Here is a 17266-nt window from a genome sequence, read left to right on the forward strand (position 1 = left end):
AATAATCATCCCTTGTACTCTCGATAACCTAATAGAAAACAAAGGCGTATTATGAGCAAGTCATTACAGAATCTGATAAATTTGATGAAATTGGAAAAAATTGAGGAAGGTATTTACCGAGGGCAAAGCGAAGATCTCGGTTTTCCTCAGGTTTTCGGGGGGCAAGTGATTGGTCAGGCACTATATGCCGCCAAACAAACCGTTGTCGATGACCGGATGGGCAATTCTTTTCATAGCTATTTCTTACGCCCCGGAGACAGTCACAAACCTATCGTCTATGATGTTGAAATTCTTCGTGATGGAGGAAGTTTTAGTGCCCGGCGAGTCAGCGCCATTCAGAATGGCAAACCTATCTTTTATATGACTGCCTCATTTCAAAGCCATGAAGACGGTTTTGAACACCAGAATATAATGCCGGATGTGCCCTATCCAGAAGAACTTATCCCCCAAGACGAAATCGTGAAAAAAATGTCGCATCTACTGCCACAGAAGATGCAGAATACTCTTCTTTTTCCCTGTCCATTAGAAATGAGGCCTGTAAAATATCACAGTCCATTTAATTGCCCACTAGAAGAACCTATACGCTATGTTTGGTTCCGTAGTAACGGCAATATGCCTGATGATCCCTTTATTCATCAATATCTACTTGGCTATGCTTCTGATTTTAATTTTCTGCCAACATCGTTACAGCCACACGGTGTAGGGTTCCTTGAGAAAAATATTCAAATAGCAACAATTGACCATTCTATGTGGTTCCACCGCCCATTTAGACTAGACGACTGGCTACTATATGCTGTAGATAGTCCGTCAGCTTCCGGTGCTCGTGGTTTTGTTCGGGGACAGATTTATAATCGTGAAGGGAGACTTGTTGCTTCCACTGTACAGGAAGGTCTAATTAGGAAACGCAACAGATAAATGAATAAGGCAGCAAACTAAGAACCCGCATTACATTTTGTGGTCTTATTGCTGCCCTCTTATTACAACTTAATTATAAGCACTCTCTCCGTGAGAATTAATATCCAATCCTTCCCTTTCAACCTCAACTGTAACCCTCAGCCCTACCAACAGCGCTGCTATTTTAAAAGCAACAAAGGCAACAATGACTGACCAAACCACGCAAACCAGTATACTAAAAGCCTGAATACCAACTTGCTCCAACATGGTTATACCCTCCGCATGGCCGGTTCCTCCCAAAGATTTAGCCGTAAAAACTCCAGTCAGTAAGCAACCTACGATCCCACATACGCCGTGTATACCAAATACATCACATACATCGTCAACACGTAACCATCGTTTTAAAGCAACCACCCCCCAAAGTCCGGTAAAACCCGCGATCAAACCAATGACTAATGCACCACCAACACCCACCATTCCGGCAGCAGGTGTAATGCCAACCAGTCCAGCAATACAGCCTGAACATGCCCCTAAAAGAGAAGGTTTATTACGGAAAAGCCATTCTGCAAAAACCCATGACAAGATAGCGGCGGCAGTCGCTACAATGGTATTTAAAAATGCCAGAGCAGCTATCTCATTAGCAGCACTAGCAGAACCAGCATTAAAACCAAACCAACCAATATAGAGCACAGCAGTACCAGTGAAGACCATCGGCAAATTATGTGGTTTAAATGCCTCTTTCCCAAAACCAGTGCGTTTTCCTAACAAGTAAGCACCAACTAATCCAGCTACGGCTGCGTTAACATGGACAACCGTACCACCAGCAAAATCCAATGCTCCATCCTGTGAAAGTACACCGCCCCCCCAAACCATATGCGCCATAGGCAGGTAAGAAAATGTCAACCACAGCACACTAAAAATTAACAAAGCCGAAAAGCGAATACGTTCCCCTAACGCACCAATAATCAAAGCAACTGTGATACAAGCGAAAGAACCCTGAAATGCCACATGAATTAGCTGATAAAAATCACCACTTAAGTCAGTGAATGCTAAATTCTTTAGCATCATTTGACTAAAACCACCGAAAAAACCATTCCCTGGCGCAAAAGCCAGGCTATAACCGTAAATCACCCACAATACACATACTAAAGCAAAGCTCACCATGACCTGAGCCATTAGTGATAAAACGTTTTTACTCCGTAGCAATCCACCATAAAACAGAGCAATTCCCGGAATGGTCATAAACAAAACAAGGACTGTACAAATCATCATAAAAGCATTATCAGCTTTATCAGCAACGCCTTCCGCAGCCTGGGATAATGATGGTACACAACTGGCCGCAACACCGGCAGCCACTGAGAATTGTTTTTTCATATCTATCTTCTCTATCAGCGAGTTACAGTGCCGCATCGTTAGTTTCTCCTGTTCTAATACGAATAGCCTGTTGTAATTCAATGACAAAGATTTTACCGTCGCCAACTTTTCCAGTGAAAGCTGATTGCTGAATAGCATGAATTACCTCTTCAACCAATTCATCTGCTACAGCAATATCTATCTTTATTTTAGGTAAAAAATTGACACTATATTCAGCTCCACGGTAAAGCTCCGCATGTCCTTTCTGACGCCCAAATCCTTTTACCTCTGTTATGGTCAACCCTTGAACACCAAGACCAGAGAGAACTTCCCGAATATCCTCCAATTTGAATGGTTTTATGATTGTCGTAATGAGCTTCATATATCCCCCTTCCATCCGACTATTATGTTTGCAATAAGGAAATAGCAAGGGATGTGCCAGAAACTAAAAACATATATAAATCAAATAATAATAAAGAAAATAAAAATTATGGAGAATAAGAAGGGAGGAGAACAGCGAATATGCTCTCCCGTGAATGCACCAAATAAGTGCAAATCTGATTAAATTAGCACCTCTCTCTCAGAGATTGTGCCACAATCATTTAGCGTTTCACCTACTTGTTGCAACTGATACATCTGATAGTAACGCCCACGACTCGCTAATAATTGTTGATGGTATCCCTGTTCAATAACTGCACCACGATGCAGCACCAGAATAGTATCCGCCTCCACAATGGTAGACAGACGATGAGCAATCACGATCAACGTTGTTTGTTGACGAATCAATCTCAAGGCTTGCTGTACCGCCTGTTCCGTACCAGAATCAATATTTGCAGTCGCTTCATCAAGGATCAAAATTTGTGGCGTTTGCACTAACACTCTCGCCATAGCAAGTAATTGTTTTTGACCGGCTGACAATGTATTACCTTGCTCTCCCAAGAGAGTATGAAGTCCATCAGGCAATGTACGTATTAATTCAGCTAATTGAACTGTTTCCAATACTTGCCAAACCTTCTCTTCTGAAATATTCCGACCAAGCGTAATATTTTCAAAGAAAGAGTCAGCAAGAACGACCGGGTCCTGCTGAACTATTGCCACACCATTACGTAATACCGAATGAGACAAGGATGATACCGGCCGGCCATCAAGATAAATTTCCCCTTTCTGCCACGGATAATACCCCATCAGCAAATTTGCCAACGTACTTTTACCACTACCGGTATGACCAACCAAAGCAACAAAACCATGAGCCGGAACCTGTAAGTTAATATCTTGCAAAACTATTTTTCCATGCCGATAGGAAAAACTAACATTTTCTATATCAATTCGACCACTGGACAGTGGCTGACTATCCATGCCATAACCTTGTTGAGGGCTATCCATTAATTCAAATATTCTCTCACCAGAAACGACAGCTTGTTGCAGAATCGATTGCTGAGATGTCAGTTCAATGAGCGGTTCATTCAACCGCCCCAAATAATTAATAAAAGCATACAATACCCCGATACCAATCGCCCCTGGCCCACTAATTCCAAACAACACGAGAAGACCGCACAATACCATAGCAGATAGCAAACTCAGTAATGGGCGTAACAAAAGCCCATCTAATCTCAACGCTTGCATTCTCGCCTGATAATGAGCCCGATTGGTTGACAGCATACGCTCACCAAAACGCGCCTGCTGCCTGAACTGCTGAACAACACTCATTCCATTAATGACTTCGTTAAACTCATCATTAATATCAGCCAAATAACTACGTACCCGACGGACGATGGGAGTACTAAAATGCTGATATATCGCCATCACAATCAATACGACAGGAAAAATAAGAATTGCAATCAATGCCATACGCCATTCCAGTATAAACATGGCAATCAACATCGCACCAATCAATGCCATGCTGCGAAATACCGTAGGAACTACATTGACATAAAGATCTTTAATGACTTCAGTATCATTCGTTACACGGGAAATCAACTGCCCTACCGGTTGATTATCAAAAGCACTCAGAGGCTGGCGCAATGCGGCATTCATCACATCTGTACGAAGCTGCTGAACCACATCGACTGACACTTGATTGAACACTAAAGCCTGAAAATAGTGTAACGCAGCCGTAATCAGTTGCAGAACAATAAAGGTTATAGCTAGCCCGATAACCACCCTAATAGGCATATTACCCGTTGCAACCATATTATCGATAAAGTAACTAATGAGAACTGGACCACTGACTTCCGCAATTGCAGCCCCCCACAACATGAGTACAGCCAGCCCCAACGGCTTACGATAACTTTTTCCATAAACCAGCAGGCGCTTCAGAGACGGCCATAATCGACGAACTTTAGTCATCTTAATCTCCTTCTGCCATTTCCTTGTCATCTAATGCTGCCTCAAGTTGCTGATAATAATACATATCACGATACCATCCTGACTGTTCTGTCAGTTGCTGATGCCGCCCCTGATGTACAATAGAACCTTGCTGCATCACCAAGATATTATCAGCATCAGTTAATGCAGACAGGCGGTGAGCACTAATAATAACTGTGCGTTGCTGTCTCCACTGACTGAGGTTTTGTAGGATATTGTATTCAGTTTGCCCATCAACCGCAGATAAAGCGTCATCTAGAACCAAAATCTCTGCATCTAAAAGTAATGCTCTTGCAATGGAGATACGCTGCTTCTGCCCCCCAGAAAGCATTACTCCACGTTCACCTACTTCTGTCTGATACCCCTCGGGTAAACGAAGAATATCTTCATGGACGTTGGCAAGGCGAGCAACTTCTTCGATCTGTTCCTGTGTTGCATCAGGACGTCCCAAAGCGATATTCCTAGCAACGGTATCTGAAAATAAAAAGGGGGTTTGATTAACAACAGCAAATCGTGATCGCCATTCATCTAACCTGATATCCGCAATTTTGAGCGACTGGAAAAGAATTTCTCCATCAGTCACATCAAACTGTCTCTGTATCAGCGCAAGTAGTGTGCTCTTACCTGAACCAGTTGGACCACAGATCCCTAATAACTGCCCAGGTAATAACTGGAAATTAATTTGATTAAGAACAGTTTTGTTACTTTGCGGATAATTAAACGCTTTGATATTCACATCCAGAATACCTCGCTCAGGCAAAAGATGACCAACACCATCCTCAATGACCGGAGGTTCCTGCAACAAGCTACGGATACGACTATAAGCAGCGCTTCCCCGTTCAACGATATTAAACATCCATGCCAGCGCTAACATTGGCCAAATCATCAAGCCAAGGTACATCACAAAACTAGTAAGCTCACCAAGTGTTAAAACACCATTTAACACCATCCAACTACCTCCACCGATAGCCAGTAAGTTTGACATACCAATGGCAATAAAAATTGTTGGATCAAATCGGGCATCTACCCTAGCAACATACATATTCTTACGACCGGCTTCCACGGCAACTTGTTCAAACTGATTTGATTGCAAATCTTCAAGTCCAAATGCCTTAATCATTCGAATACTGGTCAGACTTTCTTGAGCCTGGTTATTCAGAGCAGAAAATGCGCCTTGTGCAGATTTGAAGCGACGATGAAGTTGATCACCATATCGTTTGATAATGATCGCCATAATCGGCATAGGCAACAAAGACAGTAAAGTTAATTGCCAACTAATTTGTATACTCATCATAATCAGCACTGCACAGCCCATAACTAGCGAATCAACTAAGGTAAGCACACCTTCACCCGCAGCAAATACTACCCGATCCACATCATTAGTAGCACGAGCCATTAAATCCCCCGTGCGGTGACGCAGATAAAATTCAGGGTTTTGTCGGCTAAGTTGTTGGTAAAAATTATTCCGTAATTTAACTGCTAATTGATATGACGCCCCAAACAACCATAAACGCCATATATAACGCAAGATATAGACAATCAATGAGATAACCAGCATAACACCAATCCACACCATCAATTGGTAAAATGACATAGACGCAGTACTGATCCCATCAACAATTACCCCCACCAGATACGGAGGAATTAGTAGTAGAATAGAGATAATAATAAGCAGAGTTACTGCCCCAAGATAACGACGCCACTCGCTACGGAAGTACCAACTTAATTGAGAAAATAACCTCACACGTGTATATCCCGAAATAAAATAGATAGTAAAAACGTTGAACAACACTCAGAATAATTGACTTAACGCAATGAATTAATAATTGGTTAATCTGGTATCGGTAATGCTGTAGTGTATTTGATTTTTTCCATTGCAAAACTCGATGTCACATCAATCAACCCCGGAACACCATTCACCATACGCTTGTAGAAAAGATCATAACTTTTCATATCCACAACTTCTACGTGCATTAAATAATCACATTCACCAGCCATACGATAAAAAGCCAGGACTTCTGGCATTTGCTTTATAAATGCAACAAATTGTTCATACCAACTACTGTTATGCTGCTGAGTTCTGATCATAACAATCACTGTCAGCCCTAGTCCTAATTTTTCACTATCAAGCAAAGCAACTTTGCCAACAATATAGCCTTCATCTTCAAGTCGTTTTAGCCGTTTCCAACAAGGAGTAGAGGTAAGATTAACAGCTTCCGCCAATGCATTCAGAGACAGACTACAATCTTTCTGTAGTAACTTAAGCAACTTGCGGTCTGTTTTATCCAACATAGCTACCTCTTATAGAAAATTTTTCCATAAAGAAACCACACATTAAGAAAAATAACAATCTATTTCTCCCAGTATCAAGTTAATCTACCCGCCGCCAATTATTTTTAAATTACAGAGTTAATAATTAATGTCACACAGTTGGACCACCAAGGCAATCAGAGAGATTCAAGCAGACCATCAACGCAGTTCTGACACTCATCTCATCCGCCTTAATTTGCCAGTTTTTCCAGGTATCCATTTATATCTAAAAGATGAAAGCACCCATCCAACCGGTAGTCTGAAGCACAGACTTGCTCGTTCTTTATTCCTTTACGCACTGAGTAATGGCTGGATAAAGGAAGGTACCCCGGTTATTGAATCTTCATCAGGTAGTACTGCTGTATCTGAAGCCTATTTTGCCCGCCTGCTTGGGTTACCTTTTATTGCTGTTATGCCTTCATACACTGCGAAACGTAAAATTCAGGAAATTGAATTTTATGGTGGTAAATGCCATTTTGTTAACCATTCAGCACAAATTTATGACGAGTCAGAACGACTAGCAAAAGAACTAAACGGTCATTATATGGATCAATTTACTTACGCCGAAAGAGCAACAGACTGGCGAGGTAACAACAATATTGCTGAAAGTATTTTTCGCCAAATGCAAATGGAACCATTTCCTGAACCAGATTATATCGTTATGAGCGCTGGTACTGGGGGAACTTCTGCAACTTTAGGACGCTATATCCGTTACCAAGGGCATAACACTAAACTAATTGTTGTCGATCCAGAAAACTCTATATTTTATGACCATTACCGTCAAAATTGCTGTGATATTCATGGCAATTATAGCAGCAAGATTGAGGGTATTGGCCGCCCTCGAGCAGAGCCTTCTTTTATCCCTTCGGTTATTGATGACATGATCCAAATACCCGATTGCGCCAGCATTGCAACAATTTACTGGCTGGAAAAATTACTCGGCAGAAAAGTTGGCGCATCTACGGGGACCAATGTCTGGGGAGCTCTCCTGCTTGCTAACCAAATGCATGAGCGTGGAGAACAAGGCGCAATAGTAACTTTACTGTGCGACAGTGGTGAACGTTATCTCGATACTTATTACAATCCAGATTGGGTAAAAAATAACATTGGCGATATCTCACCTTATCTCAAACAACTACCCAATTTCCGCAGTTATAAGTAACATAACCATTTTATTCTAATGAGGATGTTACAATGAGACGAGCTGTTGTTGTATTCAGTGGTGGGCAAGATTCCACAACCTGCCTGATTCAAGCAATTAATCAATATGACGAAGTACATTGTGTCACTTTTGATTATGGTCAGCGCCATCGTGCCGAAATTGATGTTGCACGTAATGTCAGCCATTCTCTTGGTGTTGTTGCACATAAAGTACTTGATGTCACATTACTTAATGAACTAGCTCTCAGCAGTCTGACTCATGATAACATCCCTGTTCCCGATTACAGTGAAAGTAAAAAAAATGCCATACCCAGTACATTTGTCCCTGGCCGCAATATCTTGTTCCTGACACTGGCTGCTATATATGCTTACCAAGTTGAAGCGGAAGCAGTTATTACTGGCGTATGTGAAACTGATTTTTCCGGTTACCCTGATTGCCGTGATGAATTTGTCAAAGCACTGAATAAAGCAGTAAGCCTTGGCATTGCCCGTGATATCCGTTTTGAAACTCCATTGATGTGGCTCAACAAAGCTGAAACTTGGGCATTGTCCGACTACTACCAGCATTTAGACTTTGTTCGTAGTCAGACACTCACTTGCTACAACGGCATTCAAGGTAATGGATGTGGTAAATGCGCAGCTTGTCATCTCAGAGCTAACGGATTAGAACAATATCTAAATGCGCCTGAAAAAATAATGGCTGAAATGAAAGCAAAAACACATTTAGTCTAATCCCAATGGCAATGAGAACTTTTCCCCTCTCATTGCCCTGTTTTCACCAAAGCTCCCATTATTTCACGTAATTCACCCTCAATAGACAATGCCCTTTGCGTTTTTCTATCAATCCAGACAAACGTAGTCTTGGCATCTGCAATGAGTTGATTGTTCCTTCTGCGTATGATTTCCTGAGAAAATACACCACTTCTGTTTCTCAGCTCCGTCAATCGGCAATCCACTTCCAATTCATCGCCAAGAACTGCTGAACTGCGATAATTAATATTTATGTTGACCACGGCAAACCCAACATTGTTTTTCTGTATCCATTCCACTACAGAATGCTTATGCAACCATTCCCACCGAGCACTTTCCAGAAATTCCAAATAGCGAGCATTGTTCACATGTTGAAACAAATCTATATGATAACCATGAACTTTTATAATTGAACTCATAATATTGCCTTTATGTTAAAGTCACTCATCTGACCAGGTTGATTTCACAATAGCAAAACAAAAAATTCACACTAATTAAAGTGTTTTATTTGCAACCTTGATCACAACATCCCCATTCATAAAAAAATCATGAATGAGGATGATAGATACTATACTAGTAACTTAACTTACTTCTATTTCGCTCAATAAAAACTGGCCCTATTCCCTGAACCTCCTGCAACTGTTCCACCGTAGTGAACGCCCCATGTTTTTCTCGATATTCAACAATGCTTTGTGCTTTTTTTATCCCAATACCATTTAATGCTTTTGCTAATTCTTCCGCACTTGCAGTATTAATATTCACCTTTCCCTTTTCTTCTACTTTCAAAGCATCCTGCTGCTGCAATTGCTTTTCCGATGAAGAATGACTGGTAGTACTGGCTGTTTTAGCTACTTTATCTTTGACTTGCTCAGTGGCAATAGCGAATTGTCCTCCACATGCATAAAGCAAGCCAGCAAGCAAAACAGATAAAATTCCTGATTTTTTCATACTAATTCCTCCATGTTTTATGAGCAGAAAAAAGATTGCCACAGATAAATTTGAGCGCAATGAACGAAGATCAGATATGCGAAAGGCCGCGAAAGCGGCCTTTATTGACAAGATAATTACAAAGATATTTGCGATACTCTCCGCAAATTTTTATTCGATATGACCTAACTTAATTTTGGCTTTTTCACGCAGACTAATCAGTAAAGACTCCAACATAGCGTTACCCATTTCACTCTGATAGCTATTAATCATGCTTTTAATTTGTTCTTCGGATACAACACCTGGAGTAACTTTATCCAGTTGGATCAGCACAACGTCATCCAAACTATTTTTCGTCAAACCATATTCTACCTTACCTTCTTTTGGCCGAGGTAAAGCAAATACTGCACCAACTAACACATTATCTTGAGATGTACGCTGAATAACCTGAGGTTCACCAAATTGAATACTTGCATCTTTCAAGGCTTGCTCACCTTTACCTTCTTTTAAGGCGGCCAGTAATTTCTCACTTTCGACTTGAAGTTGTTTTTCAGCTTTCTGACGTTTAACCAGTTCAGTAACTTGCCCTTTAACTTTCTCGAAAGGCTGTACCGTTTCCGGCTTATAATTATCTACACGCAGAACAAACGCACGATCACCTTCAACGGAGATAACATCAGAATTAGTCCCTGTCGGCCCCTGTCCATCAACAAGATTACCTTCAAAAATGGCATGAATAACAGCACCAAAATTAATCTCTGCCGGCACACTATTGCGATCAAACCAATCAGTTGTCACAACCTTAATACCTGAAACTTCCTCAGCCGCAGCTAGAGATTCATTATCGCTGGTAGCAGCATCACTGACCTTCTGTTGCAGAGCATAAAAAGCATCTACCGCTTTTTCCTGTTTAACCGTTTTCTCAATTTCAGAGCGAACTTCAGATAAGGGCTTAATTATTTGAGGCTTAACATCATCCAAATGGAAAATAGCGAAGCCATTAAGAACCTTAATCGTAGAAGAAATTTGGCCTTTCTCTTTCAAATTAGCTTGTTTCAACTCTTCAGGAAGAGCATCCTCTTCTATCCAGCCGATCTCCCCACGATTTTTCGCTGACAACTTATCCGTAGATTTTTTAGTCGCTAATTTACCAAAATCAGCACCCTTATTTAGCTCATCAAGCACTGTTTTGGCTTCGGCTTCAGTTGCAAGTTGAATCAGACTGTATTTTTTCTGCTCTGATTGAGTATAACGTTTCAAATTATGCTCATAGTAAGCATCAACATCAGAGGATGTAGCCGAAACTTTATTCATTTCATCTACAGCATCCATTTTGATATAGCTGACTTTCACTTCTTCTGGAGCAATAAAACTGCTCTTATTGAGATTATAGTAATCTTGCAAATCTTTATCTGTTACTTCCTGCTGCGCCTGAATTTTCTTCAGCTCCAGTGTAGCCATACGGACAGTTCTCTGTTGCAGAAGCAATTCAGCATTGGGTTTCACCTCACTAGGCAATGCTATTTCACTACCAGAAAAAGCCATAATTAATTGTTGATTAACTAAATTCTGGCGTGTTTGTTCAGCAAAAATATCCGGACTCATATCAGAACGGTTGAACAACTCCAGATATTTGTTGTTATCAAATTTACCGTTTGTCTGAAAGTAAGAAGTATTTCGGATAGAATCCTTAACTTGTTCATCGCTGGCAGATAAACCCAATTCACGGGAATATTGCTCAATCAACACATTATTAATTAGACGCTCCAAAGCCTGATTACGAATCTGCTTCATGCTTTGTTCGTCACTTGCCAACACCGAGAATTTATCTCCCAATTGATCTTGCAATGCGTTTCTCTCTTGCTGAAACGCCCGCTCCAATTGAGCACGACTGATAGTCTGGCCATTCACTTCGGCAGCATAACTACCAGCTCCACTTGTCAAGTAGCCCCCAACTCCCGTCAAAACAAAAGACAGGATAATAAGAGCCAGCACGATTTTAAGCACAGGACTGTTTGCCGCCGTGCGTAGGTTGTCCATCATAAAGAGGCAAAACTCCGCTTTGGTGAAATTGAAAACGCCATATTACGCTAATTCAAGCGCTAAGAGAAAAAAAGCGCACCAGTCAATTGATGCGCTTCTATTTTAACTTACCAAACCTGTCTCGTCAGTCTATGTTTGCCAATATAACAAGGACTGATAAGCAATTTTTGGTTCGTGTCACCCATTAACAGCGTCTTTCAAACCTTTACCTGGACGGAAAGCAGGTACTTTAGCCGCAGCAATTTTGAGCTCTTTTCCTGTTTGAGGGTTACGGCCTGTACGTGCAGAACGTTCACGAACAGCAAAAGTACCGAATCCCACCAGAGCAACATCATCACCATCCTTCAATGCACCCGTTACAGAAGAAATGAATGCATCTACTACACGCCCTGCGGCTGCTTTAGAAATATTAGAGTCAGCAGCAATTTTGTCGATCAGTTGTGATTTATTCACTCTTATCATCCCCATATAGTTTTTACTACTGCATCAGAATCCTAACGGATAACCCGATAGCAGTGCCGTTATATCAATCCTTTCCGATATTGGCAAGAAATCATAAGACAACAAAATATTTATTAGACAGTTCATCCAAGTTAGCAATATAAAAAAGCTGGTAAGCCTGAATTCACTTACCAGCCTATATTTCATCCATCATTATTGAGATAGTTTACTATTTTTGTACTACTGAGCTGACACTAATTCTGCGCCAAACACAGGATCCTGCAATGTAATAGCCAAAACATCTTCAATACGTTTTACTGGATGGATCTGTAGATCTGCAATAATATTTTGGGGAATTTCTTCCAGATCACGTTTATTCTCTTCCGGAATTAAGACCGTTTTGATTCCGCCTCGATGAGCAGCCAGTAGTTTCTCTTTCAAGCCACCGATTGGCAGAACTAAACCACGCAATGTGATTTCACCAGTCATAGCAACATCAGCCCGAACTGGATTACCGGTCAGACAGGAGACCAATGCTGTACACATAGCGATACCCGCACTTGGGCCATCTTTTGGCGTCGCACCTTCCGGAACATGGACATGAATATCCCGTTTCTCATAAAAATCAGCGTTGATACCCAACTTATCAGCACGAGCACGAACAACGGTTAATGCTGCCTGAATGGATTCCTGCATAACCTCACCAAGTGAGCCAGTATAGGTTAGTTTACCTTTCCCTGGAACACACGCGGTTTCAATAGTCAGTAAATCACCACCAACTTCAGTCCATGCAAGTCCTGTGACCTGACCAATACGGTTTTCCGTATCTGCACGGCCATAATCCACACGTTGAACACCCAGATAATCTTTCAAGTTATCTGAATTGATTTCAATATGTTTTAAATTTTTATCCATTAACAATGCTTTTACCGCCTTACGACACAGCTTAGAAATTTCTCGCTCTAAACTACGCACTCCGGCTTCACGAGTGTAATAACGGATAATGCCAATAATAGCACTGTCATCAATAGCTAATTCACTCTTTTTCAGAGCATTACGTTCAATCTGCTTAGGCAGCAAATGACGTTTGGCAATATTCAATTTTTCATCTTCGGTATAACCGGAAAGACGAATAATCTCCATACGATCCAACAATGGCGCTGGAATATTCATGGAGTTGGATGTTGCAACAAACATGACATCTGACAGATCATAATCAACCTCCAGATAATGATCGTTAAATGCCACGTTCTGCTCTGGATCTAAAACTTCCAGTAAGGCAGAAGCTGGATCTCCACGCATATCGGATGACATCTTATCAATCTCATCCAGCAGGAACAGGGGGTTCTTCACTCCAACTTTGGACATTTTTTGAATCAATTTGCCCGGCATAGAACCAATATAGGTACGGCGATGACCACGGATTTCAGCTTCATCACGCACTCCCCCCAGTGCCATACGCACATATTTCCTCCCGGTCGCACGTGCAATGGACTGACCTAAAGAGGTTTTACCCACCCCAGGAGGCCCAACCAGACATAAAATCGGCCCTTTAATTTTACTAATTCGGCTTTGTACTGCCAGATATTCAAGGATACGCTCTTTTACACGCTCCAAACCATAATGGTCGGTATCCAGAGTTTCCTGAGCTTTAACCAAATCTTTTTTAACTTTACTGCGAGCAACCCACGGAACCTGCACCATCCAATCGATGTAGCTACGGACAACCGTCGCTTCCGCCGACATAGGAGACATCATTTTCAATTTTTGCAATTCAGCTTCGGCTTTTTCGCGAGCTTCCTTGGGCATTTTTGCCGCTTCAATTTTGCGCTTAAGGGTTTCATACTCATCAGGCGCATCATCCATTTCACCCAGTTCTTTCTGAATCGCTTTCATCTGTTCATTCAGGTAGTACTCGCGCTGGCTTTTTTCCATTTGTTTCTTCACGCGGTTACGAATGCGTTTTTCTACCTGTAACAAATCAATTTCTGACTCCATCATTGCCATCAAATATTCAAGACGCTCAACGACATCAGACATTTCTAAAACTGTCTGCTTATCGCTGAGTTTCAATGGCATATGCGCAGCAATTGTATCAGCTAATTTAGCGGCATCTTCAACACTGTGTAGCGAGGTCAGAACCTCTGGCGGGATTTTCTTATTTAATTTAATGTAGCCTTCAAACTGATTAATAGCTGTCCTGATCATAACTTCCTGCTCACGCTCATCAACGAGCGGCGAGTCAAGATACTCAGCATGAGCAGAAAAATGTTCGCCATTGTCAGTCAGGGTCGTAATGCGGGCACGTTTCAACCCTTCGACAAGCACTTTTACAGTGCCATCGGGCAATTTTAACATCTGTAAAATAGAAGCTACTGTACCAACGGAGAAAAGGTCATTAACCCCTGGCTCATCAGTTGAAGCTTCTTTTTGCGCAACCAACATGATCTGTTTGTCATGATCCATTGCTGCTTCCAGGCAGTGAATAGACTTCTCACGCCCTACAAACAATGGGATCACCATATGCGGGTAAACCACCACATCGCGCAGAGGCAATACAGGGATTTCTATGCGTTCGGAACGCTCAAGATTCATAGAGCTCTCTCTTCGTTTAGCTTTCGCCAGTTTTTAGGAATCTCGTGAAACACGGTTCTCACGAGTTTCACTCCATAGAATATAAAATATATGGGGACAGGAATTTGACATTCAATGGTATGGCGCTTCAATAAAAACAAAATGAGGGTAATCCCCTCATTTTATTCAATAATATCTCGTTTAGTGAATTCCCTGTCCTAGACTCAATTATTCACCAGAAACCTGGGCATCCGGTTTGCTGTAAATCAGCAAAGGCGCAGATTGACCATTAATAACAGATTCGTCTACAACAACTTTTCCAACGTTTTCCATTGATGGTAAATCATACATCGTGTCCAACAATGCGCCTTCAACAATAGAACGTAGGCCACGGGCCCCCGTCTTACGCACCATTGCTTTCTTAGCAATAGCAGTCAGAGCTTCACTTCTGAATTCCAGATCAACACCTTCAAGGTTAAACAGTGCTTGATACTGCTTGGTCAACGCATTTTTAGGCTCTTTCAAAATCTGAATCAACGCTTCCTCACTCAATTCACTGAGCGTGGCAACAACAGGTAACCGCCCAATAAATTCAGGGATAAGCCCAAATTTGATCAGATCTTCTGGCTCAGCCTGCGCAAGCAATTCGCCTTCAGTAGCCTTTTCTGATTCACCTTTGACCTTCGCGCCAAATCCAATACCCGTACTGGTATTTAAACGCTGACCTATGACTTTATCCAGACCTGCAAACGCACCACCACAAATAAATAGGATTTTAGAGGTATCTACCTGTAAAAACTCCTGTTGCGGATGTTTACGCCCCCCCTGAGGAGGAACCGCCGCGATTGTACCTTCAATCAGTTTCAGCAGCGCTTGCTGTACACCCTCGCCTGAAACATCCCGAGTAATTGACGGGTTATCAGATTTACGTGAAATTTTGTCAATTTCATCAATATAAACAATACCGCGCTGGGCTTTTTGCACATCGTAGTCACATTTTTGCAGTAATTTCTGAATAATGTTTTCTACGTCTTCTCCTACATATCCCGCTTCGGTCAGCGTAGTCGCATCCGCCATAGTAAAAGGAACGTCAAGATAACGAGCCAATGTTTCAGCTAACAGCGTTTTACCACTCCCTGTTGGCCCAATAAGCAGAATATTACTTTTACCTAATTCAACACCGTTACTAGTATCGCCATTACGTAACCGCTTGTAATGGTTATAAACAGCAACCGCCAACACTTTTTTCGCCGTTTCCTGGCCGATAACATAATCATCCAAATGCTGACGAATTTCATGAGGAGTTGGCAATGCGCTACGCTCACGATGTGGTACAAGCTCTTTAATTTCTTCGCGAATGATGTCGTTACACAAATCCACACATTCATCGCAGATATACACTGACGGGCCAGCAATCAATTTTCGCACTTCATGTTGGCTTTTCCCGCAGAAAGAGCAATACAGCAGCTTTCCTGAACCGTCTTTGCGCTTATCTGTCATCAGTCACAACCTCACTTTATCAACTGCCCACCCAGATTCATCTGGCAAAGCAGGAAACTTCTGCTATTACCCCGAACAACCAGCCTTACCAAACAGTAAGCCGAATATTTATATTATAGCTTCCGGGAATAATAAATTAATCGCGATGGGTGAAAATCTTATCAACCAACCCATACTCTACGGCTTCATCTGCTGACAAGAAACGATCACGCTCTGTATCTTCTTTGATCTTTTCAATAGGTTTTCCCGTATGTTGCGCCATCAACTCATTCATACGCGATTTCACTTTCAGTATTTCCTGAGCGTGAATTTCAATATCTGTAGCTTGTCCCTGGAAACCACCTAATGGCTGATGGATCATAACTCGGGAATTTGGCAAACAGATACGTTTTCCCTTTGCGCCGGCAGTCAACAAGAATGCCCCCATTGAACATGCTTGCCCCATACAAATAGTACTGACATCCGGTTTAATAAACTGCATCGTATCATAGATGGACATTCCAGCAGTAATCACACCACCTGGTGAATTGATATATAAGAAAATATCTTTTTCAGGATTCTCTGCCTCAAGGAATAACATCTGAGCTACAACCAGGTTTGCCATATGATCTTCAACCTGACCGGTCAGGAAAATAATACGCTCCTTTAATAAGCGAGAATAGATATCGTACGAACGTTCTCCACGAGCAGTCTGTTCGACTACCATCGGCACCAAAGCCATGTGAGGCGCATATTGATCCCGCTTGTCGCTATATGACATTTTCGTCTCCTAATAGAATTCATGTTGGTGCCATTCATAACCAATTCTACTTGAGATAAGCGATGATGACCATGATTCAAAGTTAGCCAATCAAGGGGAAATCCCCCCTGAAAAATTTTGCAATCATATACATAATATGAAAAAGGATCTGGGGTTAAACCCACTTTTTTCAAGAAAAATCTTGCCTTT

The 17266-nt window shown here is 41.7% G+C and carries 15 protein-coding genes; 3 read left to right on the top strand and 12 right to left on the bottom strand.

Translation table 11 applies throughout. The annotated features are described in order from the left end of the window. Positions 1 to 51 precede the first annotated feature (51 nt). Positions 52 to 915, top strand: a complete 864-nt coding sequence (gene tesB / locus V2H77_RS16640; protein WP_341499695.1) for an acyl-CoA thioesterase II — start codon at positions 52 to 54, stop codon at positions 913 to 915. Positions 916 to 984: 69 nt separating this feature from the next. Here the strand turns inward: tesB and amtB are convergent, their stop codons facing one another. The 5 genes from amtB to V2H77_RS16665 form a co-directional block, all read right to left on the bottom strand. Beyond that, the gene (gene amtB / locus V2H77_RS16645) at positions 985 to 2268 is read right to left on the bottom strand and encodes an ammonium transporter AmtB (RefSeq protein WP_341499696.1); all 1284 of its coding nucleotides are present in this window, start codon (positions 2266 to 2268) and stop codon (positions 985 to 987) included. 22 nt (positions 2269 to 2290) lie between these two features. Then, complete coding sequence (gene glnK / locus V2H77_RS16650) at positions 2291 to 2629, bottom strand: P-II family nitrogen regulator (protein ID WP_049582557.1); 339 nt, start codon at positions 2627 to 2629, stop codon at positions 2291 to 2293. 179 nt (positions 2630 to 2808) lie between these two features. After that, a complete protein-coding gene (locus tag V2H77_RS16655) occupies positions 2809 to 4593 on the bottom strand; it encodes a SmdB family multidrug efflux ABC transporter permease/ATP-binding protein (RefSeq protein WP_341499697.1) in 1785 nt (594 codons plus the stop codon). A 1-nt stretch (position 4594) separates the two neighbouring features. Continuing rightward, positions 4595 to 6355 carry a SmdA family multidrug ABC transporter permease/ATP-binding protein gene (locus tag V2H77_RS16660; RefSeq protein WP_341499698.1) on the bottom strand — a complete coding sequence of 587 codons (1761 nt, stop codon included), beginning with the start codon at positions 6353 to 6355 and terminating at the stop codon, positions 4595 to 4597. Positions 6356 to 6441: 86 nt separating this feature from the next. Beyond that, a complete protein-coding gene (locus tag V2H77_RS16665; protein WP_049582560.1) occupies positions 6442 to 6903 on the bottom strand; it encodes an Lrp/AsnC family transcriptional regulator in 462 nt (153 codons plus the stop codon). Between the two features lie 127 nt (positions 6904 to 7030). On the opposite strand from V2H77_RS16665, the gene V2H77_RS16670 reads away from it, so the two are divergent. Next, entirely contained in the window at positions 7031 to 8083 is a 1053-nt protein-coding gene (locus V2H77_RS16670; RefSeq protein WP_341499699.1) for a PLP-dependent cysteine synthase family protein, read from the top strand. Between the two features lie 32 nt (positions 8084 to 8115). Then, a complete protein-coding gene (queC, locus tag V2H77_RS16675; RefSeq protein WP_341499700.1) occupies positions 8116 to 8814 on the top strand; it encodes a 7-cyano-7-deazaguanine synthase QueC in 699 nt (232 codons plus the stop codon). 29 nt (positions 8815 to 8843) lie between these two features. Here queC and V2H77_RS16680 read toward each other — a convergent pair whose 3' ends face one another. The 7 genes from V2H77_RS16680 to clpP all read right to left on the bottom strand — a co-directional run bounded on the left by V2H77_RS16680 (position 8844) and on the right by clpP (position 17077). Beyond that, complete coding sequence (locus tag V2H77_RS16680; RefSeq protein WP_046394481.1) at positions 8844 to 9251, bottom strand: acyl-CoA thioesterase; 408 nt, start codon at positions 9249 to 9251, stop codon at positions 8844 to 8846. Between the two features lie 154 nt (positions 9252 to 9405). Next, a complete protein-coding gene (locus V2H77_RS16685; RefSeq protein WP_341499701.1) occupies positions 9406 to 9780 on the bottom strand; it encodes a ComEA family DNA-binding protein in 375 nt (124 codons plus the stop codon). Positions 9781 to 9930: 150 nt separating this feature from the next. After that, positions 9931 to 11802, bottom strand: coding sequence for a peptidylprolyl isomerase (gene ppiD, locus V2H77_RS16690; protein WP_341499702.1), 1872 nt, complete (start codon positions 11800 to 11802; stop codon positions 9931 to 9933). Between the two features lie 177 nt (positions 11803 to 11979). Beyond that, the gene (hupB, locus tag V2H77_RS16695) at positions 11980 to 12255 is read right to left on the bottom strand and encodes a nucleoid-associated protein HU-beta (RefSeq protein WP_011148005.1); all 276 of its coding nucleotides are present in this window, start codon (positions 12253 to 12255) and stop codon (positions 11980 to 11982) included. Positions 12256 to 12483: 228 nt separating this feature from the next. Further along, positions 12484 to 14838, bottom strand: a complete 2355-nt coding sequence (gene lon / locus V2H77_RS16700) for an endopeptidase La (protein WP_341499703.1) — start codon at positions 14836 to 14838, stop codon at positions 12484 to 12486. Between the two features lie 207 nt (positions 14839 to 15045). After that, positions 15046 to 16317, bottom strand: coding sequence for an ATP-dependent protease ATP-binding subunit ClpX (gene clpX, locus V2H77_RS16705; protein WP_049582566.1), 1272 nt, complete (start codon positions 16315 to 16317; stop codon positions 15046 to 15048). Positions 16318 to 16453: 136 nt separating this feature from the next. Then, positions 16454 to 17077 carry an ATP-dependent Clp endopeptidase proteolytic subunit ClpP gene (gene clpP, locus V2H77_RS16710; RefSeq protein WP_049582567.1) on the bottom strand — a complete coding sequence of 208 codons (624 nt, stop codon included), beginning with the start codon at positions 17075 to 17077 and terminating at the stop codon, positions 16454 to 16456. Positions 17078 to 17266 lie beyond the last annotated feature (189 nt).

This window comes from Photorhabdus sp. P32 (genome assembly GCF_038085095.1).
Taxonomy (GTDB): domain Bacteria; phylum Pseudomonadota; class Gammaproteobacteria; order Enterobacterales; family Enterobacteriaceae; genus Photorhabdus; species Photorhabdus luminescens.